Origin of the sequence: Sporosarcina koreensis (genome assembly GCF_042655825.1) — a bacterium.
Taxonomy (GTDB): Bacteria; Bacillota; Bacilli; order Bacillales_A; family Planococcaceae; genus Sporosarcina; species Sporosarcina koreensis.
Genome location: NZ_JBHSNP010000010.1, coordinates 1 through 22,430, shown reverse-complemented (window position 1 = coordinate 22,430; position 22,430 = coordinate 1). Strand labels below are relative to the sequence as shown.

At 44.7% G+C, this 22,430-nt stretch carries 20 protein-coding genes, 1 tRNA gene, 2 rRNA genes and 1 riboswitch; of the genes, 3 read left to right on the top strand and 20 right to left on the bottom strand.

Annotated elements, in window-relative coordinates; all coding sequences use genetic code 11:
- Positions 1 to 4 precede the first annotated feature (4 nt).
- Positions 5 to 1,156, bottom strand: a complete 1,152-nt coding sequence (locus ACFPTP_RS05235; protein ID WP_381442765.1) for a BMP family lipoprotein — start codon at positions 1,154 to 1,156, stop codon at positions 5 to 7.
- Positions 1,157 to 1,270: 114 nt separating this feature from the next.
- Positions 1,271 to 1,372, bottom strand: a riboswitch (purine riboswitch).
- Between the two features lie 287 nt (positions 1,373 to 1,659).
- Here ACFPTP_RS05235 and ACFPTP_RS05230 point away from each other — a divergent pair.
- Positions 1,660 to 2,181 carry a cupin domain-containing protein gene (locus tag ACFPTP_RS05230; RefSeq protein ID WP_381442764.1) on the top strand — a complete coding sequence of 174 codons (522 nt, stop codon included), beginning with the start codon at positions 1,660 to 1,662 and terminating at the stop codon, positions 2,179 to 2,181.
- Between the two features lie 85 nt (positions 2,182 to 2,266).
- On the opposite strand, the gene ACFPTP_RS05225 is transcribed toward ACFPTP_RS05230, so the two are convergent.
- From ACFPTP_RS05225 to groES, 8 genes are all read right to left on the bottom strand, one after another.
- Positions 2,267 to 3,064, bottom strand: coding sequence for a histidine racemase CntK family protein (locus ACFPTP_RS05225; protein ID WP_381442762.1), 798 nt, complete (start codon positions 3,062 to 3,064; stop codon positions 2,267 to 2,269).
- A gap of 66 nt (positions 3,065 to 3,130) precedes the next feature.
- On the bottom strand, positions 3,131 to 4,441 hold the full coding sequence (locus tag ACFPTP_RS05220) for a Na+/H+ antiporter family protein (RefSeq protein ID WP_381442761.1): 1,311 nt from the start codon (positions 4,439 to 4,441) through the stop codon (positions 3,131 to 3,133).
- A gap of 190 nt (positions 4,442 to 4,631) precedes the next feature.
- On the bottom strand, positions 4,632 to 6,122 hold the full coding sequence (hutH, locus tag ACFPTP_RS05215; RefSeq protein WP_381443112.1) for a histidine ammonia-lyase: 1,491 nt from the start codon (positions 6,120 to 6,122) through the stop codon (positions 4,632 to 4,634).
- A gap of 88 nt (positions 6,123 to 6,210) precedes the next feature.
- The gene (gene hutI, locus ACFPTP_RS05210) at positions 6,211 to 7,482 is read right to left on the bottom strand and encodes an imidazolonepropionase (protein ID WP_381442759.1); all 1,272 of its coding nucleotides are present in this window, start codon (positions 7,480 to 7,482) and stop codon (positions 6,211 to 6,213) included.
- Entirely contained in the window at positions 7,479 to 9,158 is a 1,680-nt protein-coding gene (hutU, locus tag ACFPTP_RS05205) for a urocanate hydratase (RefSeq protein ID WP_381442758.1), read from the bottom strand. The genes hutI and hutU overlap by 4 nt, the downstream gene beginning before the upstream one ends.
- 207 nt (positions 9,159 to 9,365) lie before the next feature.
- Positions 9,366 to 10,841 (bottom strand): helix-turn-helix domain-containing protein, encoded by a 1,476-nt coding sequence (locus ACFPTP_RS05200; RefSeq protein WP_381442756.1) that lies wholly within the window; start codon positions 10,839 to 10,841, stop codon positions 9,366 to 9,368.
- 485 nt (positions 10,842 to 11,326) lie between these two features.
- Positions 11,327 to 12,955 (bottom strand): chaperonin GroEL, encoded by a 1,629-nt coding sequence (gene groL / locus ACFPTP_RS05195; RefSeq protein ID WP_381442755.1) that lies wholly within the window; start codon positions 12,953 to 12,955, stop codon positions 11,327 to 11,329.
- Between the two features lie 48 nt (positions 12,956 to 13,003).
- Positions 13,004 to 13,288 carry a co-chaperone GroES gene (gene groES / locus ACFPTP_RS05190; protein WP_147059641.1) on the bottom strand — a complete coding sequence of 95 codons (285 nt, stop codon included), beginning with the start codon at positions 13,286 to 13,288 and terminating at the stop codon, positions 13,004 to 13,006.
- Positions 13,289 to 13,536: 248 nt separating this feature from the next.
- Between groES and ACFPTP_RS05185 the strand changes: the two genes are divergently transcribed.
- The gene (locus tag ACFPTP_RS05185; protein WP_381442753.1) at positions 13,537 to 14,271 is read left to right on the top strand and encodes a CPBP family intramembrane glutamic endopeptidase; all 735 of its coding nucleotides are present in this window, start codon (positions 13,537 to 13,539) and stop codon (positions 14,269 to 14,271) included.
- A 35-nt stretch (positions 14,272 to 14,306) separates the two neighbouring features.
- On the opposite strand, the gene ACFPTP_RS05180 is transcribed toward ACFPTP_RS05185, so the two are convergent.
- The 4 genes from ACFPTP_RS05180 to ACFPTP_RS05165 all read right to left on the bottom strand — a co-directional run bounded on the left by ACFPTP_RS05180 (position 14,307) and on the right by ACFPTP_RS05165 (position 16,791).
- Entirely contained in the window at positions 14,307 to 14,939 is a 633-nt protein-coding gene (locus tag ACFPTP_RS05180) for a YIP1 family protein (RefSeq protein WP_381442752.1), read from the bottom strand.
- Between the two features lie 126 nt (positions 14,940 to 15,065).
- On the bottom strand, positions 15,066 to 15,860 hold the full coding sequence (tatC, locus tag ACFPTP_RS05175) for a twin-arginine translocase subunit TatC (protein WP_381442751.1): 795 nt from the start codon (positions 15,858 to 15,860) through the stop codon (positions 15,066 to 15,068).
- A gap of 17 nt (positions 15,861 to 15,877) precedes the next feature.
- Complete coding sequence (locus ACFPTP_RS05170; protein ID WP_381442749.1) at positions 15,878 to 16,072, bottom strand: twin-arginine translocase TatA/TatE family subunit; 195 nt, start codon at positions 16,070 to 16,072, stop codon at positions 15,878 to 15,880.
- Between the two features lie 65 nt (positions 16,073 to 16,137).
- Positions 16,138 to 16,791 carry a redox-sensing transcriptional repressor Rex gene (locus tag ACFPTP_RS05165; protein ID WP_381442747.1) on the bottom strand — a complete coding sequence of 218 codons (654 nt, stop codon included), beginning with the start codon at positions 16,789 to 16,791 and terminating at the stop codon, positions 16,138 to 16,140.
- A 125-nt stretch (positions 16,792 to 16,916) separates the two neighbouring features.
- Between ACFPTP_RS05165 and ACFPTP_RS05160 the strand changes: the two genes are divergently transcribed.
- The gene (locus tag ACFPTP_RS05160; protein ID WP_381442746.1) at positions 16,917 to 18,854 is read left to right on the top strand and encodes an ABC-F family ATP-binding cassette domain-containing protein; all 1,938 of its coding nucleotides are present in this window, start codon (positions 16,917 to 16,919) and stop codon (positions 18,852 to 18,854) included.
- Between the two features lie 329 nt (positions 18,855 to 19,183).
- On the opposite strand, the gene tsaD is transcribed toward ACFPTP_RS05160, so the two are convergent.
- The 7 genes from tsaD to ACFPTP_RS05125 form a co-directional block, all read right to left on the bottom strand.
- Positions 19,184 to 20,206 carry a tRNA (adenosine(37)-N6)-threonylcarbamoyltransferase complex transferase subunit TsaD gene (tsaD, locus tag ACFPTP_RS05155; protein WP_381442744.1) on the bottom strand — a complete coding sequence of 341 codons (1,023 nt, stop codon included), beginning with the start codon at positions 20,204 to 20,206 and terminating at the stop codon, positions 19,184 to 19,186.
- Complete coding sequence (gene rimI, locus ACFPTP_RS05150; protein WP_381442742.1) at positions 20,206 to 20,655, bottom strand: ribosomal protein S18-alanine N-acetyltransferase; 450 nt, start codon at positions 20,653 to 20,655, stop codon at positions 20,206 to 20,208. The genes tsaD and rimI overlap by 1 nt, the downstream gene beginning before the upstream one ends.
- Positions 20,648 to 21,358: a tRNA (adenosine(37)-N6)-threonylcarbamoyltransferase complex dimerization subunit type 1 TsaB gene (gene tsaB, locus ACFPTP_RS05145; RefSeq protein WP_381442741.1), complete on the bottom strand. Its 711-nt coding sequence runs from the start codon at positions 21,356 to 21,358 to the stop codon at positions 20,648 to 20,650. The genes rimI and tsaB overlap by 8 nt, the downstream gene beginning before the upstream one ends.
- Positions 21,355 to 21,807, bottom strand: a complete 453-nt coding sequence (gene tsaE, locus ACFPTP_RS05140) for a tRNA (adenosine(37)-N6)-threonylcarbamoyltransferase complex ATPase subunit type 1 TsaE (protein WP_381442739.1) — start codon at positions 21,805 to 21,807, stop codon at positions 21,355 to 21,357. The genes tsaB and tsaE overlap by 4 nt, the downstream gene beginning before the upstream one ends.
- A gap of 147 nt (positions 21,808 to 21,954) precedes the next feature.
- A tRNA-Asp gene (locus tag ACFPTP_RS05135) sits at positions 21,955 to 22,030 on the bottom strand.
- Positions 22,031 to 22,131: 101 nt separating this feature from the next.
- Positions 22,132 to 22,247 (bottom strand): 5S ribosomal RNA (gene rrf, locus ACFPTP_RS05130).
- A gap of 87 nt (positions 22,248 to 22,334) precedes the next feature.
- Positions 22,335 to 22,430 (bottom strand): 23S ribosomal RNA (locus ACFPTP_RS05125); the annotation flags it as partial.

Below are 22,430 nucleotides of genomic sequence, written 5' to 3'. Positions count from 1 at the left end.
ACTCTTATAGTCCTGGAAACGCTTCTGGAGTGTGTTCATTGAAATTGGATGCAGGTACAATCGTGCCATCTTTCACTAACTCATAAGCCTCATTCAATTTGCTCAGCGTATCCTTAGATAGTTGGTGACGGCCTTCTTCTTTAATAAAACCTGTCGACTCTGTATCTGCATAAAGAACAACGTTGCCGCCTTTGAACGTTTCATTGACAACAGAATTCAATGACTTCTCGATGTTCATCGCCATAAATTTTACAGCGGATGTCAACACGATATTTTCAGAGCCTTTTGCTCCGTCATCATATTGGTCAACGTCCACACCGATTACTTTAACATCGCCCTTCGCTTCCTTGACTGCTGTGAAAACCCCATTGCCCGTACCGCCTGCAGCGACGAAGATGATATCTGCACCTTCTTTAATCAATGCATTACCGATGACTTTACCAGTTGCTTCATCTGCGAAGGATCCTGCATAGTTACCGCCTACATCAGCGCCCGTGACATCAGTCCCTGCATAACCGGATAGTTCGACAAGTTCAACATTTTTCCCATAAGCCTTGTTCGCGTAATTCACGCCTGATTCAAAACCGAATTGATAGTTAACATTTGATGGATAAGCAATCCCATTTACAACTGCTACTTTGTTTGTTTTCGTTTCAAGTGCTGCTGCAATACCTGCAAAGAAACCACTTTCTTGTTCAGCGAAGTTCATCGCATAAATATTATCGAAATCAGTTTGGCCATCTACTGGCGTTGGCTCCGTGTCATTCATGATGAAGATCTTATCTGGATTTTCTACAGCAATGCTGGAAACGCCCGCAAACTGGAACCCAGGTGTAACAATGACATCATAATCTGCCACAATGTCCGCAACAGCTTGGACAGCCGCAGCCGGATCACCCGTAGGTTCTTTAACTGCCTTCACGGTCGCAGTCGGATTATTTTCGATAAACTTCAAAATGCCGTTATAGTTATCTTCATTGAAGCTGCCGTCATCCACGCCAGATGGGCTTGTGACGATCGCAATTTTCAATCCTTCTTCGCCAGTTCCCGCCTTCGCTACCTTTTTATCAGCTGAGCTATTACCGCAAGCGGCCATAACAACAGTCATCAAAGCAAGGACTAATACCATTGCTATTTTCTTTGTACTGTTCATCATTAAAATGATCCTCCCTGTGAATGAATGTCTTTGTAAAAATTAAAAAAGCACCGTGTAGATACCGGTGCTTGACTTCAGGAAGGTAGACAACAGAAATAAACATGCTTATTTCTCTTGTTATATACGCAACCTCGTAGTCAAGCCATTTACGGTAGCTTGGTAGAAACTTATGGGCCCTATCCCCAATATTATACGAGAATATCATTCAATTTTTACAAACCAATAATAACACCAGAAAATCTACCCGTCAATAAAAAGACGAATGTTTATTATAAAATACAGTACATTGTTCGGAAATTATATGAATGTCTAGAATTATCAGCAAAAAATAGGGCTAACATCCGCCTTTCTTGTGTTTTCAACACTCCAAAACTGAAAGAAATCTTAAAAAGTTTGTAATCACCTTTCTTAATTTTGTACAATTAGGGGGATGCTTTAGAGAAAGGAATAACAATGAAGCGCAAAATTGGTATATATTAAATAATAATCGGAGGTATTTAGAAGTGAATAGCTATGATCCACAATTTTTCATATCCAAACTTGGACTAACTCCACATAAGGAAGGCGGTTTTTATAAACAATCATTCCATTCGACCGAAATGATTTCCGATCAGGAAGTTACGATGAAATTCGAGGGAAACCGCAAGCTATATACGAGTATTTACTTTCTTTTAACTTCAAAAGATATTTCCCATTTCCATCGTTTGAAATCTGATGAATTATGGTATTACCATGCGGGAAGTCCTCTAACCATTCATGTGATTGAGGAAAATGGCAACTATAAAGAAATTAAATTAGGGTTGAACTTGGAGGAAGGAGAAGTCCCACAGGCGTTAGTTCCGAAAAACAGCATATTCGGATCGTCTGTGATGGATCCGGATACATTCTCTTTAGTTGGGTGTATGGTCTCACCTGGCTTTGAGTACGAGGACTTTGAGTTGTTTACACAGGAAGAGCTGTTACTGAAATATCCTCAACATAAAGACGTCATCTTAAAGATGGCTTATGAGAAGATTCCAGACTAACGAATAGAATGAAAAGAAGCTCCTCACAAGTCTAGTGACTTATGAGGAGCTTCTTTTTAATTGGTAACTGAATCAAGTTATATATCTATATGTCGAGATTAACAAATCCTTCACAGGTAAAACGAACATCTGTTGAAATATAATTTTTATCGCCTGTTTCTACATTAATAATGCCGCCTGGCTGATGGATTCTTAAATTGTAGTCATTACTTATCTTTGACAAATAAACACCCAAAGCTAGGGAGCCAGACCCACAAGCTTGCTCGAAAAATCTACTTCCCGTTTCTGTCACGTAGACGTATGGCCATATTTCATATTCATTTTCCCTTAATTTTCTATAAGGAATTATCCCAATAGCTTTATCTTCAATTTTTTCAGTAACCGCCTCAATTAGCAAACTAAAATCATCCTCGCTTGGCCAATAATCGGTTAAGAAATGAGTGATCCCATCTAATCTCACAACATTCCCTGAAATAATACGACCATTGAGGCTAACAACAATTTCATCGGTTGATAGTGGATGAGGCATTTCGGCCCTAGATACAAAATGAGTAGGTGACTTTTCTTCTACAACACACTCTAGTGGCAAATCGGAACCAGACGTTTCTAGAAAAAAACGATTACTTTTGCTTATCCCTTTATACGAGCAGTAAGCAGCAGCACTTAATACTGCGTTTCCGCAAAATTCCCCTCCGGACATTTCTAATCTCAGTACAGACTCTTTGTTTTCCGGTTCAACTATGAACCCAACCTGTTCTGCATTAAGGTATTCATAGTCCATAATAGTACTAGCAATTTCTGCAAAATTAGTAGGTGCAACATAGTTGGTTATTAAAACTGTCATGTTTTTTGAGGGGCTGACCTTTACAAAATCAAGTTTCATAACATGGACTCCTTCCTTATTTCCATCTTACTGTCTAGCTGAAACATTGCCCGTTGAATTATTTGCTTAAAGCACCATAGCTGCAATAAGACCGAAGATAAAGAGAGGGATATTAAAATGTATAAACGTTGGCACACATGTATCCCAAATATGATGATGTTTTCCATCTGCATTTAACCCTGCTGTCGGTCCAAGCGTACTATCTGATGCAGGCGATCCTGCATCCCCTAGCGCACCAGCAGTACCGATTAACGAGGCAGTTGCCAATGGTGAAAATCCGACGGCTATACAGATTGGAACGAACAAAGCGGCAATAATGGGGATTGTTCCAAATGACGAACCGATACCCATTGTGATTAACAAGCCGATTAGAAGCATCACGAAAGCAATAAGAAGTTTATTATCCCCCAAAATTCCTGTCGCTGCCTCGACCAGCTCATTAACAGCACCTGTCTCTTTCAAAATTGTCGCGTAACCAGAAGCGATGAGCATCACGAATGCAATCATACCCATCATGCTAATTCCTTCATTGACAACCTTTTCTCCCAATTTAAACGGAACAACTGTGAATATATACATTAAAGCAATACCAGTCAGTGCTCCTAAAACAAGCGAACCGGAAGCCAATTGTACAACTAATGCACCAATAACTGCAGCAATCGTAAGGTAGTGTTGCTTTGAAAATTTCAGTACTGTCTCTTCTGGTAGATCAATCTTATCGATTACTCCTAGATCACTAGGTGGCAGTTCTCGTGGCTTACGATAAGTAATGAACACTGCAATTAAAAGTCCTACAATCATACCGATACCTGGGATTAGCATTGAATATGTGACAGACAAAAGAGGGATTTCCATTCCGCTCGCTTTCATTTCATCGGCGATGATTCCGTGGAAAATCAGTCCAAATCCAGCCGGAATCATAATATACGGCGCCTTTAATCCAAACGTCAGTGCAGTCGCGACACCTCTACGGTCAATCTTCATTTTATCAAACAAATGAAGCAATGGCGGAATTAAAATCGGAATGAATGCAATGTGTATCGGAACTAGGTTTTGGGAGAAACAAGCGACTCCGGCAATCGTCAATAATAGAATCGAGCGTTTCCCTTTTAACACGTGTACAAGTCTTTTTACCAAAAATCCGGTAATTCCTGAGTACCCGATCATGACAGCAAATATTCCAAGCAAAACATAACTTAATGCAGTATTCGCTTGCCCCCCCATTCCGGAAACAAGCATGTTCGTAGTTTCCGTCAAGGACAGGCCTTCCATCAACCCGGCGACACCCGCAGCGACTAAAATCGCAAACATAACGTTAACGCGGAGAAGACTCAATACAGACATTACGATAACTGAAATTACAACTGTACCTAACATAAATCCACCCCTTCTCTTTATATGGTTTTATCCCTTTGAAAATAATCAATCTGATCCAGGAAAAGGAAGCGGCCATTGATTATAAAAATTAATGGCCACATTCCGAAGTATGCTGTCTTCCTTTCCTGACTTATTAATCGATAAAGTGAATTGAATTTCGCCTCTCACTCTTCCCCCAATTGATTACGCCTCAGAAACTGAAATCCCCATCTTTCAACCACTTATTCATCGCTTCAATATCTGTAGAAAACACTCGGTCTTCAAAGATATTAGGTACGACATTCCTGCCGTTTTCAAGGAACTCCCTCGTGGCGGCAGCCATTTTTTCTTTTCCTCTGAACTCCACTGCTTGCATGCTACAAATCGCTTCAATTGCCAGCACACGGCGTGTGTTCGTTATCACTTGATAAGCATGTCTAGACCCGATTGTACCCATACTGACATGGTCTTCCTGATTCGCCGATGAAGGGATCGAATCGACACTGGCGGGATGAGCCAATGTTTTGTTTTCAGAGACAAGTGAAGCGGCAACGTATTGCATAATCATCGCGCCAGACTGTAATCCGGGTTCAGGGCTTAAAAATGGTGGCAAGTCATTTAATTGTGGATTTACTAAACGCTCGATCCTGCGTTCTGAGATATTTGCCAGTTCCGCTATGGCGATTGCTAGGAAGTCCATTGCAAATGCAATCGGCTGTCCATGGAAGTTCCCCCCGGATAGTACCTTATCACCGTTATCAAAAATCAACGGATTATCTGTAGCCGCATTCATTTCTATGAGCAATTTTTCTTTTACATAATTCATCGCCTGCCATGTTGCACCATGCACTTGAGGGATACACCTGAGCGAATACGCATCCTGAACACGTATTTCACCTTGCTTTGTTGTTAAATTACTATCGGACAGTAGATTACGGATTCGTTCTGCCACTTCCACTTGTTCTCTATATCCTCGTGCCAGATGAATATCTTCGTCAAATGCATCTATGATGCCTTGTAAGCTCTCAATCGTTAAGGACGCGATATGTTCAGCTTGGTATGCCAATTTCTCCGCTTCCAAATAGGCTACTACACCCATTGCAGTCATTGCCTGTGTACCATTGATAAGTGCAAGTCCTTCTTTTGCCGTCAAGCTGATTGGTTCGATCCCTTCTTGAGCCAGCGCTTCCTTCGCAGGGATTCTTGCTCCTTTATAGAAGACCTCCCCTTCCCCGAGCAAAACAAGGGCCAAATGTGATAAAGGTGCCAAATCACCGCTTGCTCCTAGTGATCCTTGCTGCGGGATTACCGGATGGATATGTGCATTAACTAAATCCAAAAGCCTTTCGATGACAACGGGACGCACCCCTGAAAACCCTTTCAATAATGCATTGGCTCGAAGTAGAGTCATCGCTCTTGAAACAACCTCCGGAAAAGGATCGCCCACTCCGCAAGCATGTGAGCGGATTAAATTCAATTGAAGTGCCCCAACATCGTCCTTATCGATGAACACATCACTGAATTTACCAAAACCGGTTGTAATCCCGTATACGATTCTTTCTTCTGCAACGATTTTTTCTACGGCTCTTCGGCTTTCTTGAACCTTTCTCATGCTCTCTTCTGAATAAGTGACTTTATCTCCATGATAAAGTATGCGATGCACCTCTGAAAAATTCAAAGTCTGTCCATTCAATACAACCATTGTCTGTCCATTCAATACAACCATATTTCCTGTCTCCTTTCGATTCTGTTACATTTTAAAACTTGCTATAAAAAGTGACTAATTCACTTTAATTCGTTGTTTTCCCAACGACTTGCACGCCTTTTTTCCAAACAGACTTGACGTGATTCACACCGAATAAATATTGCAGTTCCTGATAATTTTTAACATCCCATAACACGACATCACCTTGCTTGCCGATTTCCAACGAACCGACCTTATCCTCGCTTTTAATAGCGCAGGCTGCATTATATGTAGCAGCTGTCAAAGCCTCTGCTGGCGTTAAACGCATTGAAATACAGGCCAAGTTCATCACAAGCGGCATTGAAGTTGTTGGCGAAGATCCCGGGTTGCAGTCTGTTGAGATGGCCACAGGTACACCTTCGTCGATCATGCGTCTTCCCGCAGCCGCTTCTTCTCGTAAATAGAGTGCTGTAGCAGGCAGAAGGCAAGCGATTGTACCCGATTTAGCCATTGCCTGAATCCCTTCTTCCGATGCTTTTAATAAATGTTCAGCTGAAATAGCGCCTACTTTAGCTGCAAGTTCTGCTCCGCCATAAGACTCGATTTCATCTGCATGGATTTTCGGAATCAGTCCAACCCGTTTCCCAGCCTCCAACATTCTTTCGGATTGCTCAGGTGTGAAAACACCTTTTTCGCAAAACACATCATTAAATACAGCTAGCCCTTCTTCCATCACCACTGGCAATACATTTTCAATTAAATAATCAATGAACTCATCTTCTCGCCCTTTATACTCAAGAGGTACGGCATGTGCCCCCATGAAAGTTGGAACAAGGTCAATCGGATGTGTTTCTTGAAGCTTTTTCATCACACGGAGTTGTTTTAGTTCGGTTTCCAGATTCATTCCATAACCACTTTTCCCCTCCACTGTTGTGACTCCATGCGCAAGAAACGAGTCAAGTCGACGTGTTGCTTGTTCGATTAACTCTGCCTCCGATGCATCCCTTGTCATACGTGTCGTTGCATGAATACCGCCTCCCGCATTCATGATGTCCATATAGGTCGCACCTTCCAAACGCATTTCAAATTCACGCTCACGGCTTCCCCCATAAACGACATGTGTATGTGGATCCACTAAACCTGGAGTCACAAGACATCCCGATGCATCCACAATTTCTGCCTCTTCTGCTCTTTCACCATATTTCCCTTCAAGCTCTCTTGTTGTTCCTACAGCTTGTATGTAACCGTTTTCAATCCACAGACTACCATCTTCAATGATTCCAAGTTCCGACATGTCTGTTTTTGCCCGCGGGCCTTGCTTCCCAGATGCCAATGTGGCCAGCTGGGAAGCATGTTTAATCCAAATTATCTTTTTCATTCAAATTCATTTCCTTTTTTGAGCATTGGAATATTAACGCCTTTCTCCAAAGCTGTTTTTTTAGCTATTTCATAACCTGCATCGACATGACGCGCTATCCCCATGCCTGGATCCGTAGTTAACACGCGCTCAATACGAGCAGCAGCTTCCTTTGTCCCATCTGCAACAATTACAATTCCCGAGTGCATCGAATAACCCATACCGACCCCACCGCCATGATGAAGCGATACCCACGTTGCTCCCCCAACTGCATTGATCATCGCATTTAAAATTGGCCAATCCGCAACTACGTCAGATCCGTCCTTCATCGCTTCTGTTTCACGGTTCGGAGAAGCAACAGAACCTGAGTCCAAGTGGTCACGCCCAATAACAATAGGCGCGCTTAACTCACCGCTTGCTACCATGTCATTTATGATTTTCCCGAAGCGTGCGCGCTCTCCGTAACCAAACCAGCAAATACGGGCAGGAAGTCCTTGGAATTCAATTTTCTCCTGTGCCATACGAATCCAGTTACAAAGGTGTTCATTGTAGCTGAATTCACGTAAAATCACTTCATCTAATTTATAAATATCTTCTGGATCTCCTGACAATGCAGCCCAACGGAATGGCCCTTTTCCTTCGCAAAATTGCGGACGGATATAAGCAGGAACAAATCCTGGGAAATCGAACGCATTTTCAATGCCTTCATCTTTTGCAACTTGACGAATGTTGTTCCCATAATCAAAAGTAATTGCACCTTTATCCATCATGTCAAGCATCGCCTGGACATGTTTAGCCATGGATGCTTTTGATCGTTTCACATATTCTTCTGGATCATTTATGCGAAGTATCTCAGCATCTTCCAGTGACATCTTAGATGGAATATAACCATTTAACGGATCATGCGCAGACGTTTGGTCTGTCAGTACATCTGGAATGAAGTTGCGTGCAATCATCTCTGGTAAAATATCAGAAGCATTTCCTAACAATCCGATTGATAATGCTTTTCCTTCTTTTTTCGCTTCTTTCGCTAGACGAATTGCTTCATCCAATGAATCCGTTTTCAAATCTGTGTAGCGTGTTTCGATACGACGGTCGATGCGCGTCTCATCCACCTCAATCGCGATGCAAACACCACCAGCCATTGTGACCGCAAGTGGCTGTGCGCCACCCATGCCCCCGAGCCCCGCTGTTACCGTAATCGTTCCTTGCAAATTGCTATTGAAATGCTTTTTCCCAAGTTCTACAAATGTTTCATACGTCCCTTGCACAATTCCTTGAGAACCGATGTAAATCCAACTTCCAGCAGTCATTTGTCCATACATCATTAGCCCTTTTTTATCGAGTTCATGGAACGTTTCCCAATTCGCATAGGCAGGAACAATATTTGAATTCGCAATTAGGACACGTGGTGCATCCGCATGTGATTTAAATATAGCTACTGGCTTACCTGACTGAACGAGCAATGTTTCATCATTTTCAAGTTCTTTCAGCGACTTGACGATTGCATCAAAACTTTCCCAATTCCGAGCCGCTTTTCCAATCCCACCATAGACCACGAGATTTTCAGGATGCTCAGCCACTTCAGGATCCAAGTTGTTCATTAACATTCGAAGTGCAGCTTCTTGAAGCCATCCTTTCGTATTCAAATTAGAGCCTCTATAGCGAATCACTTTTTCTTCAGCTATTGTAGTCATTTTTAAAAACCTCCTCTTTTCTGTCCCTTCATTATACATAGAAGATTCTAATTAATTTTTATTAATTGTTGTCATTTTTATATTCTATATATATTTATAAATGTATTTCATATCCAATTTTATAATATGTTTCAATTTTTCTGTTTTATCTATCTTTATATGTTTTTATTTTCATCAAAAAAAGAACCTTACCTATGTAAAGTTCCTTTAAACATTGAAATGATAGGAGGAAGGGGTTCTTCCTTCAAGTTGTTTAAATTTCATTGTGAAATAACTTTGATTGGAGTAGCCCGTTAGTCTGGAAATCTCCTCCAATGACAAATCGGTCTCCTTTAATAATCGTTTAGCTTCCCGAATCCTGACTTTGTGTAGCACATCTCTGAATAATTGTCCTGATTCTGCGGAAAATCGTCGGCTCAGTGTACTTTTGTTTAGCCTCAGTGCATCTGCACAAGCAGTTAAATTCCATTGTGCATCCCAATAGTTGGCCTCTATCAATGTCTGTACTCTTTCAACAAGTGATTGTTCTTCCGCTTGCGAATGTACGTCTCCATCTCCATGTAAAAGAAGTTTCGTGATGAACGTAAGTAACTCTTTCACGATTTCGTGTATGACCGGTTTCCTAATTATCTGTTGAAAAACCGCATGGTAGGAATTTTCCCACTCTAGCGTACGCATGTTATAAGATTTCATATATCGACGCACTTGAGCAAGGACACTTGTCAGACGTATCCGCACCATTTCAGGATCGGGATAAGGTTCCTCATACGTGAAGAATTCCTGTTCCACCCATTTCCGAATCTCTTTCGCGTCCCTTTTCTCAAGCATTTCAATCCATTGCCTTTGCTCTAAAGGTGTCAAAAAAGGATCCATAGCCGACCAATTTCTATATTCGCTATTCGACAAAACAATATCATAACCCTCAAAAAATATCTTTTCTTTTAGTTGCTTTGTTTGTGCATACGTTTCTTTCAACGAATGTAAAGAGGGGGAGTCATTAATCACAATGGCAAGCGATTCTCCCGTATCTTCTTTCCACCCAGCAAGAAATGCATGATACTCCTCCTGATACAATTCGGTTTCTTGCGTATGCTGAACACATAAAACACAGTCCGATAACGCAAATATTTGCTGTTCCGTCGTAAATGGAAACTGATGCAACTCATCATATAAACGTGGCAATGTGGTTGTATCAGGCGTTACAATCGCAATCATCGTGATCGATTGATTACTCACACTTCCCGTTAGAAAAAGGTCTGAGTAGTCAATCCTCATTGTTTGGTCTTCCTTATGTGAATCTATTATATGCCGATGCCGTTCACTTCTTAATTGGTATCGAATTTGTTGAATATGCTTAATTAAGTCGACTGGAGAAAAAGGACGAAACAACACATCTTCTGCTCGATAACGAAGACCACGGTAAGCTGTTTGAAAAATGCGCTCAGATGAAATACCCAACCAACGGACATTACTTTTTTTAAGCAGTTCTCCAAAACTTTCACCTTCTTGCATCCATGCATCCATATCTAATAGAAGTAAATCCGGCACCTCTTCATTGCCTATCTTCGCAAATTCTTCGATGGAATCCCATTTGAATAAATCAATTCCAGTCATTTGAGATTCAACAAGCCAACGAATTCCCTCCGCCTCCAAATTATCTTTAGCCAACAAATGAATCCTCAACACGAGCCCTCCTTTTTCAGGATGTTCATATCTGCGATTTACGCTAGGAGCTTTAAATTAATGCCAAAGAGAATACTCTTCCACGCTCTTCCTTATTCACAACATGATGTCGATGTCTGTCTAGCTTCGTAGGCGAGTCCGAGGTATTTATTATAATCATAGCAGTGATTACAGCCTGTCACAACAGGGACCTTTTTGCTCTATAGCGACGTTAATCGGTTTTACAAAGGAAGTTTAAAAGTTTCGGAAATAGAAAATGACACGAACTTTTTATTGGACGATTATTTATTAAGTTAAAATGAACATCTATGCACATACGACAAAAGAAGCACAGAAAAAAGGCCTCCCAACAGTTTAGTAAACTGAAGAAAGACCTTCTTTAAAATTAGTCATATGCATTTTTTTACATTGAAGTGATCAAAAAGTGGTCGTGTGTTATAACAACACTCCCAAAACCCTTACTTACCAAGGGTATCTTCTCTTTATTACATCATGCCGCCCATTCCGCCCATGTCAGGCATGCCGCCTGCCATTGGTGGTTCAGGGATATCTGCAACGACTGCTTCTGTAGATAGGAACATTGCCGCTACAGATGCCGCGTTTTGAAGTGCAGAACGCGTAACTTTTGTAGGATCCAAGATACCGGCTTGCATCATGTTGACCCATTCGCCTGTAGCTGCGTTGAAGCCGATGCCGACTTCCTCGCGTTTTAGGCGATCGACGACGATGGAGCCTTCAAGACCAGCGTTTGTTGCGATTTGGCGAACCGGCTCTTCAAGTGCGCGAAGAACGATTTTCACGCCAGTTGCAACGTCGCCTTCTGTGCTTTCAAGAAGTTTTTCAACTTTTGTATAGACGTTCACAAGCGCTGTACCACCGCCGGAAACGATTCCTTCTTCGACTGCCGCACGAGTTGAGTTCAATGCGTCTTCGATGCGAAGTTTGCGCTCTTTCAATTCAGTTTCAGTAGCCGCTCCGACTTTGATGACTGCTACGCCGCCAGCAAGTTTCGCAAGGCGTTCTTGCAGCTTCTCTTTGTCGAACTCGGAAGTCGTTTCTTCAAGTTGTACGCGGATTTGGCCGACACGTGATGCGATTCGCTCAGAATCTCCATTTCCTTCAACGATTGTCGTATGGTCTTTTGTGACAACGACTTTCGCAGCGCGTCCAAGCTGGTTGATATCAGCGGACTTAAGGTCAAGGCCAAGGTCCTCAGTGATGACTTCCCCGCCTGTAAGGATTGCGATATCTTCAAGCATCGCTTTACGGCGGTCGCCAAAGCCAGGAGCTTTAACAGCTACCGCGTTGAATGTACCGCGAAGTTTATTCACAACAAGTGTTGCAAGCGCTTCGCCTTCCACGTCTTCCGCAATCATCAACAACGGCTTGCCTTGTTGGACGACTTGCTCAAGAACCGGAAGAATTTCTTGGATGTTAGAAATCTTCTTATCTGTGATCAGGATGTAAGGGTTGTCAAGAACCGCTTCCATTTTATCCGTGTCTGTCGCCATGTAAGCAGACGCGTACCCACGGTCGAATTGCATACCTTCAACGACGTCAAGCTCAGTCGTGAAGCCTTTTGATTCTTCGATTGTGATGACGCCATCGTTGCCGACGCGCTCCATCGCTTCAGCGATCAATTCGCCGACTTCTTCGTCGCCTGAAGAGATAGCCGCAACTTGTGCGATCTCCTGCTTGCTTTCGATTTCATCGGAAATGCCTTTCAACTCTTCGATTGCCGTTGCTACCGCTTTTTCGATCCCTTTACGGATACCGACAGGGTTAGCGCCAGCCGTTACGTTTTTCAAACCTTCACGGATCATCGCTTGTGCAAGAACTGTTGCAGTCGTCGTACCGTCACCAGCGATTTCGTTCGTTTTGGAAGCGACTTCCGCCACTAGTTTCGCACCCATGTTTTCGAATGCATCTTCAAGCTCGATTTCTTTTGCGATCGTTACACCGTCGTTTGTGATGAGCGGAGAACCGAATTTTCTTTCAAGAACAACGTTGCGTCCTTTTGGTCCAAGCGTCACTTTAACAGCGTCAGCAAGTGTATCTACACCGCGTAGCATTGCGCCGCGCGCGTCTTCATTAAATTTAATTTCTTTAGCCATTTATGAATTCCCTCCTGGTTTTGATTGTACTTATTTATAAAGGGCGACTTAACCGATGATGGCCAGAACGTCGCTTTCACGCAGGATCAAATATTCATTGCCTTCATATTTAACTTCAGTTCCAGCATATTTTGAGAAGATGATGCGGTCGCCTTCTTTCACTTCCAGGTCAACACGCTGGCCGTTTTCAAGAACTCGTCCAGTACCTGCCGCTACAACTTTTCCTTCTTGCGGTTTTTCTTTCGCAGAATCCGGTAATACGATACCGCTAGACGTCTTTTCTTCTGCTTCGATTAGTTCGATTACGATACGGTCACCTAATGGTTTCAACAAGTGAAACAACCTCCTCGACATATTATCTTCTTTTTAGCACTCATCTAACTAGAGTGCTAATACATTTATTATCATAATAAAGTTGCCCAAAAATTGCAAGCAAAATACTTATCTGTTTTAACATTAAACAAAACGGCAGGCTTCCCCCTTTCAAAGCATATAGGTCAAGTGCGATCGACGTTTCCTTTTCTCTTTGCTTGTCTTCATTGAAACAGCTAAAATGGACAATAGAAGAAAGGAAGTTGGCAATGAAAAATTGGAAAATCTCTATTTGGATCGTTCTCTTATATATAGCAATGCAATTCGGAAGTATTCCTGTTTCAAAAGGATTCTTCCATTACTATCAAAACACCGACGGCATGGAAAAGGAGGACGCAGCCTATTACGCCTTCGCTTTGGCGCTGTTTATCACCAACCTGATCGCTGCCCCGATCATCCTTTTCATGACGACGCGCAACAAACGGTTCTGGGATATCTTTAAAGGAAAGAAAGCGACGCCTTGGATGACAATCCTCTGGGGAATATTAGGATTCTTCATGGCAATGGCGGGACAAATGATTGCCGGCATCATTGAAATAGCGCTCGGCATCGAGCCGGGCTCCGAAAATACCGCCTTGCTGAGCGACGTCGCCAAACTGTCGCCGATCATCATCTTTTCAATTGTCATCTTCGCTCCGCTGCTCGAGGAGATCGTTTTCAGACGGGTCTTATTCGGAGGCATTTACACGAAGACGAATTTCTGGATCGCGGCGATTGTGAGCGGAGTTGTATTCGCGGCCGTCCATGGAGAGCTCGAGCACCTGCTCATCTATATGGCGCCGGGCTTCATATTCGCTTTCCTTTATCACCACACGAAGCGGATTTGGGCTCCGATGATTTCCCACTTCCTCATGAACGGGTTCGTCATGATCGTCCAGCTCAATTACGAAAAGCTCGAGCAATTTCAAAACATGAAGCAATCAATTATCTTTTTCCTTCAATAAAAAAACGACTTCCCATTGGGAGGTCGTTTTTCATTTCATCCAAACGTTGAAAATAAAGAAAAGAGGATCATGCCGATAATTAACGAGAACACGATCGCAAGCACAATGCCAATCCCCATGAGAATTGCAACGACACCCAATCCACGCCACGCTGAGAAATTATGGACAAGTCCAATCCCCTTACAGGAGATCACCGTACCGTAGATGCTCACACCTAATGAGATGAAGTTCATTAAGAAATATACCCCGAGCGGCAGATTAGTGATCCCGAGATTCCCCGTCGGCACTTCAAATAAACGGGATCCGTAGATCGCTAGTATAAGAAAGTTCATCGGCGCGAGCCAGATCATCGGAATCGTTGAGGCTGGCGTCACATGGATCATGTCAGAGTACCTTCCAGTCCCCCCAAGCCATTTCCCGATCCATGTATACAACGCAGACACGATCACCCATCCGATCAACGACCCGCCATAAGTCGTTGCAATGGATAGGAAAACAATTAAAAATAATGGCAAACCATTAAACCAACCCGCTGTTGCCGTAGCCATAACCCCGGTACTGATTGCGCCTAATAAAAAAATTAAAAAACCATAACCGATCGACTTCTTCTCAAGCATATACCGCAGCGTCTCCGTCGGCCGGCTCCATATGGAGAGCAATGGATTCATGTGTATTCCCCCTTTACGTATTATGTATATGTCAGTCCCACTCTTCCTATCATACTGGAATCATTTTGGAATTTCATTACAAAATAAAAAAATCCCGCCTCTATCACCCGGGAGGCGGGATTCATTTTATTTTTCCAAATTCCCCATCACTTCGTCAATTTGACGCTGTTGTTCAGCCTTTATTTCTTCAAGCTTCCGTTTTTCCTCTGCCTTTAGGAACTTCCGATACCCGACGCGGCAAATGACGATGCTGATTTCATAAAGTATGAACAACGGCACAGTCACCAACAAGTGTGACATTATATCAGGCGGCGTAATGAATGCCGCGATGACAAACAGCGTGAAATAGGCGTATTTCCTAATTTTCACCAGCTTCGCAGGATCCAATATACCGAGCCTAGATAGGAATAAAAGGACGATTGGCAGCTGGAATACAATTCCGAACGGGATCAGGATTTGGAACAGGAACGTGAAATACTGGTTTATGCCTACCGTCTGCGTAATCCCTAATTCCGCAGACAAATCCTTCATGAAGTTCATGACGAACGGCACGAGGACGAAATAGGAAAACGCAATCCCCACGAGCAGCAACATAAACGCGAAAGGGATATAGCTCAACGTCACCTTCCGCTCCGTCTCATGAAGCCCCGGCGAGATGAACGACCAGAACTGGTACATGATGATCGGTGAAATGAGGACAATTGCCAAAAAGATAATGACCTTCAAGTACAACGCAATCGGATCGACGACATTGAATGCGTGGAATTCCTCATACCCCGCCTCGGATTGTAAAAACTTGATGATCGGCTTCGCGATGAAAAAGCTGCCGATTACCGCAATAACAAAGAAAACGACGATTACCATCAGTCGTTTTCTAATTTCATCTATATGTTCAATGACTGTTAAATTTTTTTCTTTCATCGGACAGACATCCTTACTTATTGCACATCATTTTTCTTGTCTTCCACTTTTTTCACTGGTTCATCATCATCGGATGCAAGGCCTTTTGTCGCGTTTTTGAACTCACGCAATGAAGATCCAAATGCCTTTCCGATTTCCGGCAACTTCTTCGGTCCAAAAATGAGCAATGCAATGACTGCGATTATAAGTAAACTTCCAATACCTGGAGCCATTTCGGACACCTCCTTCGTATGTATTCCATTTTACATGAAAACAGCTTGTATTACTATTGAACAGTTCATTCTATTTGTGAATGTTTTTCGTCATTTTTTATGAAATAAATCAACGTCTGCAACTCCACCGACAAATCGATCGTGTGGATACGCATCCAGTCGGGCGCTGTCAGACGGACGGGTGTGAAATTAAGAATCCCTTTCACGCCGATATCGACCATCCGATCCGCAATCTCTTGCGCCGCCCTCGTCGGAACCGTCAAGATGACAAGATTAATGCCCAGCTCCTTGATCTTTTCCTCCATCATATCCGGATGGAAAACCGGGATATTGCTGATCATCTTCCCTTCCCTTGGCGCTTTCGGATCGAACGCGACGACGATTCTCGTATTATGGTTCTTCTGGAAATTATACTTTAAAAATGCGTTCCCTAAACTCCCGACGCCGATCAATGCTACATCCGTCTCTTCATCCTGGTCGAGCGCCCTGCGGAAGAAAAGAAGGAGATCATTCACATCATATCCGTAGCCTTTCCGTCCGAGTGCCCCAAAATGGGAGAAGTCGCGGCGTATCGTGGCGGCATCTATTTTCATCGCCTCGCTCAACTCGCTGGAAGAGACGCGCCTCTTGCCTGCGTTCGCGAAGTTTTGTAGGAATCTATAATATAACGGAAGACGTTTTGACGTCGCCTGTGGAATCCTCTGAGTCGTTCCAGTCATCTCTTACCTCCTGTACGTGCAATAAGCCTTTTTTTATCGTACTCTAGATGCTTGCTGATGTAAAGCCGACCATTGCACCAACAAGCCCATTCGATTAAACTTAAAGTGGAATAGAGGTGTGCTGAATGATCGTGTTACAAGTGAACGGAATAACGAAATCCTTTTCAGGAACTGACATATTGAAAAATGTCCGCCTCGAAGTGCAGCACCGGGATCGGGTTGCGCTCGTCGGACGAAATGGCGCGGGCAAATCGACATTACTCAAAATCATAGCCGGAGAGATGACCGCCGATTCCGGCGACTTGATCATGCCGAAAGGTGTACAAATCGGCTATCTCGAACAGCACGCGGGCATTGATTCCCCACTGACGGTCTGGGAGGAGATGCTGACCGTTTTTGGCCCGCTGCTTGAAATGGAAAAAAGGCTGCGCGGTCTCGAAGCGCAAATGGCGGAGCCATCCGTTTATGAAAATCCGCAAGAATACGAGCGGGTCATGAAGGATTATGATGCGCTTCAAATCGATTTCAAGGATTCGGGCGGCTATCAATATGAATCCGACATGCGTTCGGTCCTCCACGGCATGCGCTTTTATCCAGAGGACTACGAGAAGCAAGTCAATCTGTTGTCGGGCGGACAAAAGACACGGCTGGCGCTCGCAAAAATGCTGCTTAGCAAACCGGATCTCCTCATTTTGGACGAGCCGACGAACCATTTGGATATCGAGACGCTCGGCTGGCTCGAAAAATACCTTGTCTCCTATGAAGGGGCGATCCTCATCGTTTCCCATGACCGGTATTTCCTTGACCAGATCGTGACGATCACTTACGAAGTCTCAAGGATGAAAGTGACGAAGTACGTCGGCAACTATAGTGCCTATTTGGTCGAGAAAGCGAAGAATTATGAGCGGGACAAGAAGCTGTACGAGCGCGAGACGAGCGAAAGGGCGAAACTCGAAGATTTCATCCAACGGAATATCGCCCGCGCTTCGACTTCCAAAATGGCGAAAAGCCGTCGGAAGCTGCTTGAACGGACGGATTGGATGGACGCGCCCGACGGGGATGAAAAGTCCGCAAGCTTCTCCTTCTCCATCGAGCGGCCAAGCGGCAATGATGTGCTCAAATTGGAAAACATCGCTGTCGGCTATAACGGCAAACCTGTTTCCGAGCATATTAACATGCACGCATACAAAGGCGACCGGATCGCAATCATCGGACCGAACGGAATCGGCAAGTCGACACTACTGAAGACGATCGTGAAAAGACAGGAGCCGATCGACGGGACGATCCGCTACGGGACGAATGTCCAATTCGGCTATTATGACCAGAACCAGGCGACAATCCTCGGAACGGGGACAGTCCTTCATGAGCTATGGGATGAGTGGCCGATGATGAATGAAAAGGATGTCCGCTCGGTGCTTGGCCGCTTCCTGTTCACAGGGGAGGACGTAGAGAAGCCCGTTGCTTCATTGTCCGGTGGCGAGAAGGCTCGTCTTTCATTGGCGAAGCTCATGCTTCAAAAATCGAACACGCTCGTGCTGGACGAGCCGACGAACCATCTCGACCTCGACAGCAAGGAAGTGTTGGAAAATGCGCTGGACGACTTTCCAGGCACTATCCTTTTCGTCTCCCATGACCGGTATTTCATCAACCGGATCGCGACAAAGGTCATCGATGTCGGTCCTGCAGGCGTCACCGAGTACCTCGGCGATTATGATTATTTCATTGAAAAGAAAAACGAGCTGGAAGAGCTGAAGGCGGAACATAGGACTTCGGAACAGCCAAAACAGCCGAGAAACGGACGTACTGAAGAGGATAAGGAATTCAAACGGCAGGAGCGTCGATTGACAAGGGCGATTGCCGAAGTTGAAGAATCCCTCGGCAAAATGGATACCGAAATCGCTGTTCTGCAAGAAGAATTGCTGAACCCCGCCTTTGCCGATGACCATGTGAAACTGATGGAGCTGCAGGAACAGATTGACGAACTGCAAATGCAGCACGACAACCTGTCGGAGGAATGGCTGAATTTGCAGGAAGAGCTCGAGAACCTGAATTCACAAGTTTGATTGTAGCTGTCGAAGGGTATGACACCTTTCGACAGCTTTTTTAGTTTTCGACAAGCCCAACCATTTAATTTCCACAACCTTATCAACATCATCTACGTTGATATAATGGGATATGAACATAGTTATCCACGTTATCCACATTTTCCGTTGCAATTACCAACATAGTTATCCAAAACATGAAGTGGTCATACACAAGAATCTTTTAACAATCCACAACTTATCAACAATTGTGCATAAGTACGAACGTTCCCTCTTGACAACTCGAATTGGTTGTAGGACAAATAAAAACGGAAATCGTCACATCTCGACGATTTCCATCATTCATTCGTTCATTCATTCCATGAAGCTAGCTCCATGCCCGGCCTGCCGTTCATTTCCATTGATCCCCGTTTCCCGCTTTCGAACATTGAAGATCCTGCAGCCGCAATCATTGCCGCATTATCCGTGCATAGGTAAATCGGCGGTACGTAAAACGGAATCCCTTCTTTTTCAAACACAGCGTCCAATGAAGCCCGCAAGCCTTTATTCGCCGCAACACCGCCCGCCGCGATGACTTGCTTCACGCCGTATTCCTTCGCTGCCCTTAACGTCTTATCCGTTAACACTTCGACGACGCTTTGCTGGAAGCCCGCTGCTACATGGGCAGGATTCACTTCGCCACCTTTTTGCTCCAGATTATGCTTATAATTGATGACCGCGGATTTTAAACCGCTAAAGCTGAAATCATAGGAATCCGGCTCGAGCCAGGCTCTCGGGAAGTCGACCGCTTCCTCGCTCCCAAGCGCAAGCTTATCGATATGCGGACCTCCCGGATATGGCAACCCAAGGACACGCGCCACTTTGTCATACGCTTCCCCAGCTGCATCATCACGCGTTTCGCCAATCAATTTGAACGACCCATGATTCTCCATCAGGACCAGTTCCGTATGCCCACCGGAAACAATGAGCGCAAGCAGCGGGAACTCCATCGGCTGCATCAATTGATTCGCATAAATATGTCCCGCGATATGATGGACGCCTATAATCGGCAGCCCGTTGGCAAATGCGAACGCCTTCGCCGCATTTATGCCGATCAATAATGCACCGACAAGCCCAGGTCCTTCCGTCACAGCGACCGCATCCAGATCAGATGGCGATAATTCCGCCTTCGCTAATGCTTCCTCGATGACGAGCGTAATCTGTTCAACATGATGCCGAGACGCGATTTCAGGCACGACACCGCCGAACCGTTGCTGGCTCTGGATTTGCGAAGCGACGACGTTCGAGACGATCTCATGTCCGTTCTTTACAACCGAGGCCGCCGTCTCATCACAGCTCGTTTCAATTCCTAAAATATACATATCTTTATTCATTACAATTCCACCCACATGACGAGCGCATCTTCATGGTCGTCCGTATAATAGTTTTTCCGTATGCCGCCATCTTGGAAGCCAAGCTTGCGGTATAAGTTCTGCGCGGTATGATTGCTCACGCGGACTTCGAGCGTCATCAGCCGAACCTCATTCACCTTGCACAGCTCCATCGCCTTGCGCATAAGCGCCTCGCCGATTCCATGGCCTCTCATATGCTTCCTCACCGCCACATTCGTAATATGGCTCTCATCCAGCACGACCCACATCCCGAAATGCCCGATCACCTCGCCGTCTACGACTGCAACGATATAATGGGCATAGTCATTTCCGGCCATCTCATGTTCGAAGATCTCCTGCGTCCAAGGCGTCGCGAATGCCTCCTGCTCGATTTCGACAACCGCCGGGATATCTTCTATAGTCATCTTCCGATATTCGATAGGTTTATTCACTGCCCTGTTCCTTCCGTTGCTGCATCAGCCAATTCGCCTCCGCCTCAGCGATCCGACGATATTCCGGCGTAAATGCATGTGTATTCTCTTCCTGTCCGCTTTGCTCCGCAATGAAAATCAACGAAGAAGCCCGCGGAAGCTGCAGCGGAAACGGAGCAATGACCGCATTCCCCTGCAATCTTTCCCTTATGAGCTCTTCATGCATCGCTACATCCTTGCCGACAAAAAGAACCGGGCGCTCCTTGCTTGCCAAAACATCCAGCAGATTATCAATCGCAAAATGCCCATCCTCCGCGATGTCGGTCAACCCGCCATCCACGAATTCATAAACCCCTGCGTACACATTATTCCTTCGTGCGTCCACAATCGGGCAGATCAACCCGTCAAAATAGATAGCATTCGCCGCAAGGACCTTCAAGCTTGAGAGACCAAACAGCGGCTTCTTCAATGTCCAGGCCAACGTCTTCGCAATCGTCACCCCGATGCGGACTCCCGTATAAGAGCCAGGTCCTTCCGAAACTGCGATTGCATCAATATCTTTCGGCTGCAGCTTCACCGTCGCAAACAGTTCTTCGATAACAGGCATAGCCCGCAACGAATGATTGACAGCCATCGACGAATTCACCTCGGCCAAGATGGCCCCATCTTTCACAATTGCAACGGATAAAGGTGTATTCGCCGTATCTATTCCTAACCATATCATAACGTCATCGCCTCACAAATCTTTTCAAAACGCTCCCCTATTGGAACGAGGACAATCTTTCTTGAAGTTTCTCCGGTATGATGGATCCGGATTTCCAAGCGTTCTTCAGGTAAGTCATCCTCGATCAGATGTGCCCATTCAACGACGGAAACCGCATCTCCATAAAACAGCTCGTCCCAGCCAAGATCCTCATCGCTGTCCGCCAATCGATAGACGTCCAAATGATTAAATGGCACCTTGCCTTCGTATTGCTTTATGATCGTAAATGTCGGGCTGTTCACCGTCCGAGTGATGCCGAGGCTGCGTGCAAGCGCCTGCGTAAAGGTCGTCTTCCCGGCACCGAGATCGCCTTCCAACGTCACGACGTCCGGAGGGGAAAGCAGGCCTGCCAATGTATCCGCAATCTGTTCAGTTTCCGCCAAGGAACGAACATTGAATTGTATAGTCATCGTATTATCCTTTCATCTCCACTTTGTTTCAGTGTACCGAAAATAAGGCGATTTCGAAAGCCATAGGGTTTGGTGGAGATCTATAATTAAATAACAAAAAACCGATTCTGGAATGAATCCATAATCGGTTGACAGTTTAAATTAAGATGGCGGTCCCGACCGGGATCGAACCGGCGATCTCCTGCGTGACAGGCAGGCATGTTAACCGCTACACCACGGGACCGTATGTATACCTTTCGATAGAATGCAAGGTTCTTTAACTGCAAATTCATTATACTTGATCAATTCTAACCTATTGACATTCTTATCGAAAAGGAATGGGTTGCCCGGCGACGTCCTACTCTCACAGGGGGAAGCCCCCTACTACCATCGGCGCTGAAGAGCTTAACTTCCGTGTTCGGTATGGGAACGGGTGTGACCTCTTCGCCGTCGTCACCAGACATATATGAACGACTCTTGTTCGTTCAAAACCGGATAAAACCAACATTGTCGCTGAACTTCAAGTTCAACCGTACTTCATAACTTTTAAGGTTAAGTCCTCGATCGATTAGTATCCGTCAGCTGCACGTGTCGCCACGCTTCCACCCCGGACCTATCCACCTCATCTTCTCTGAGGGATCTTA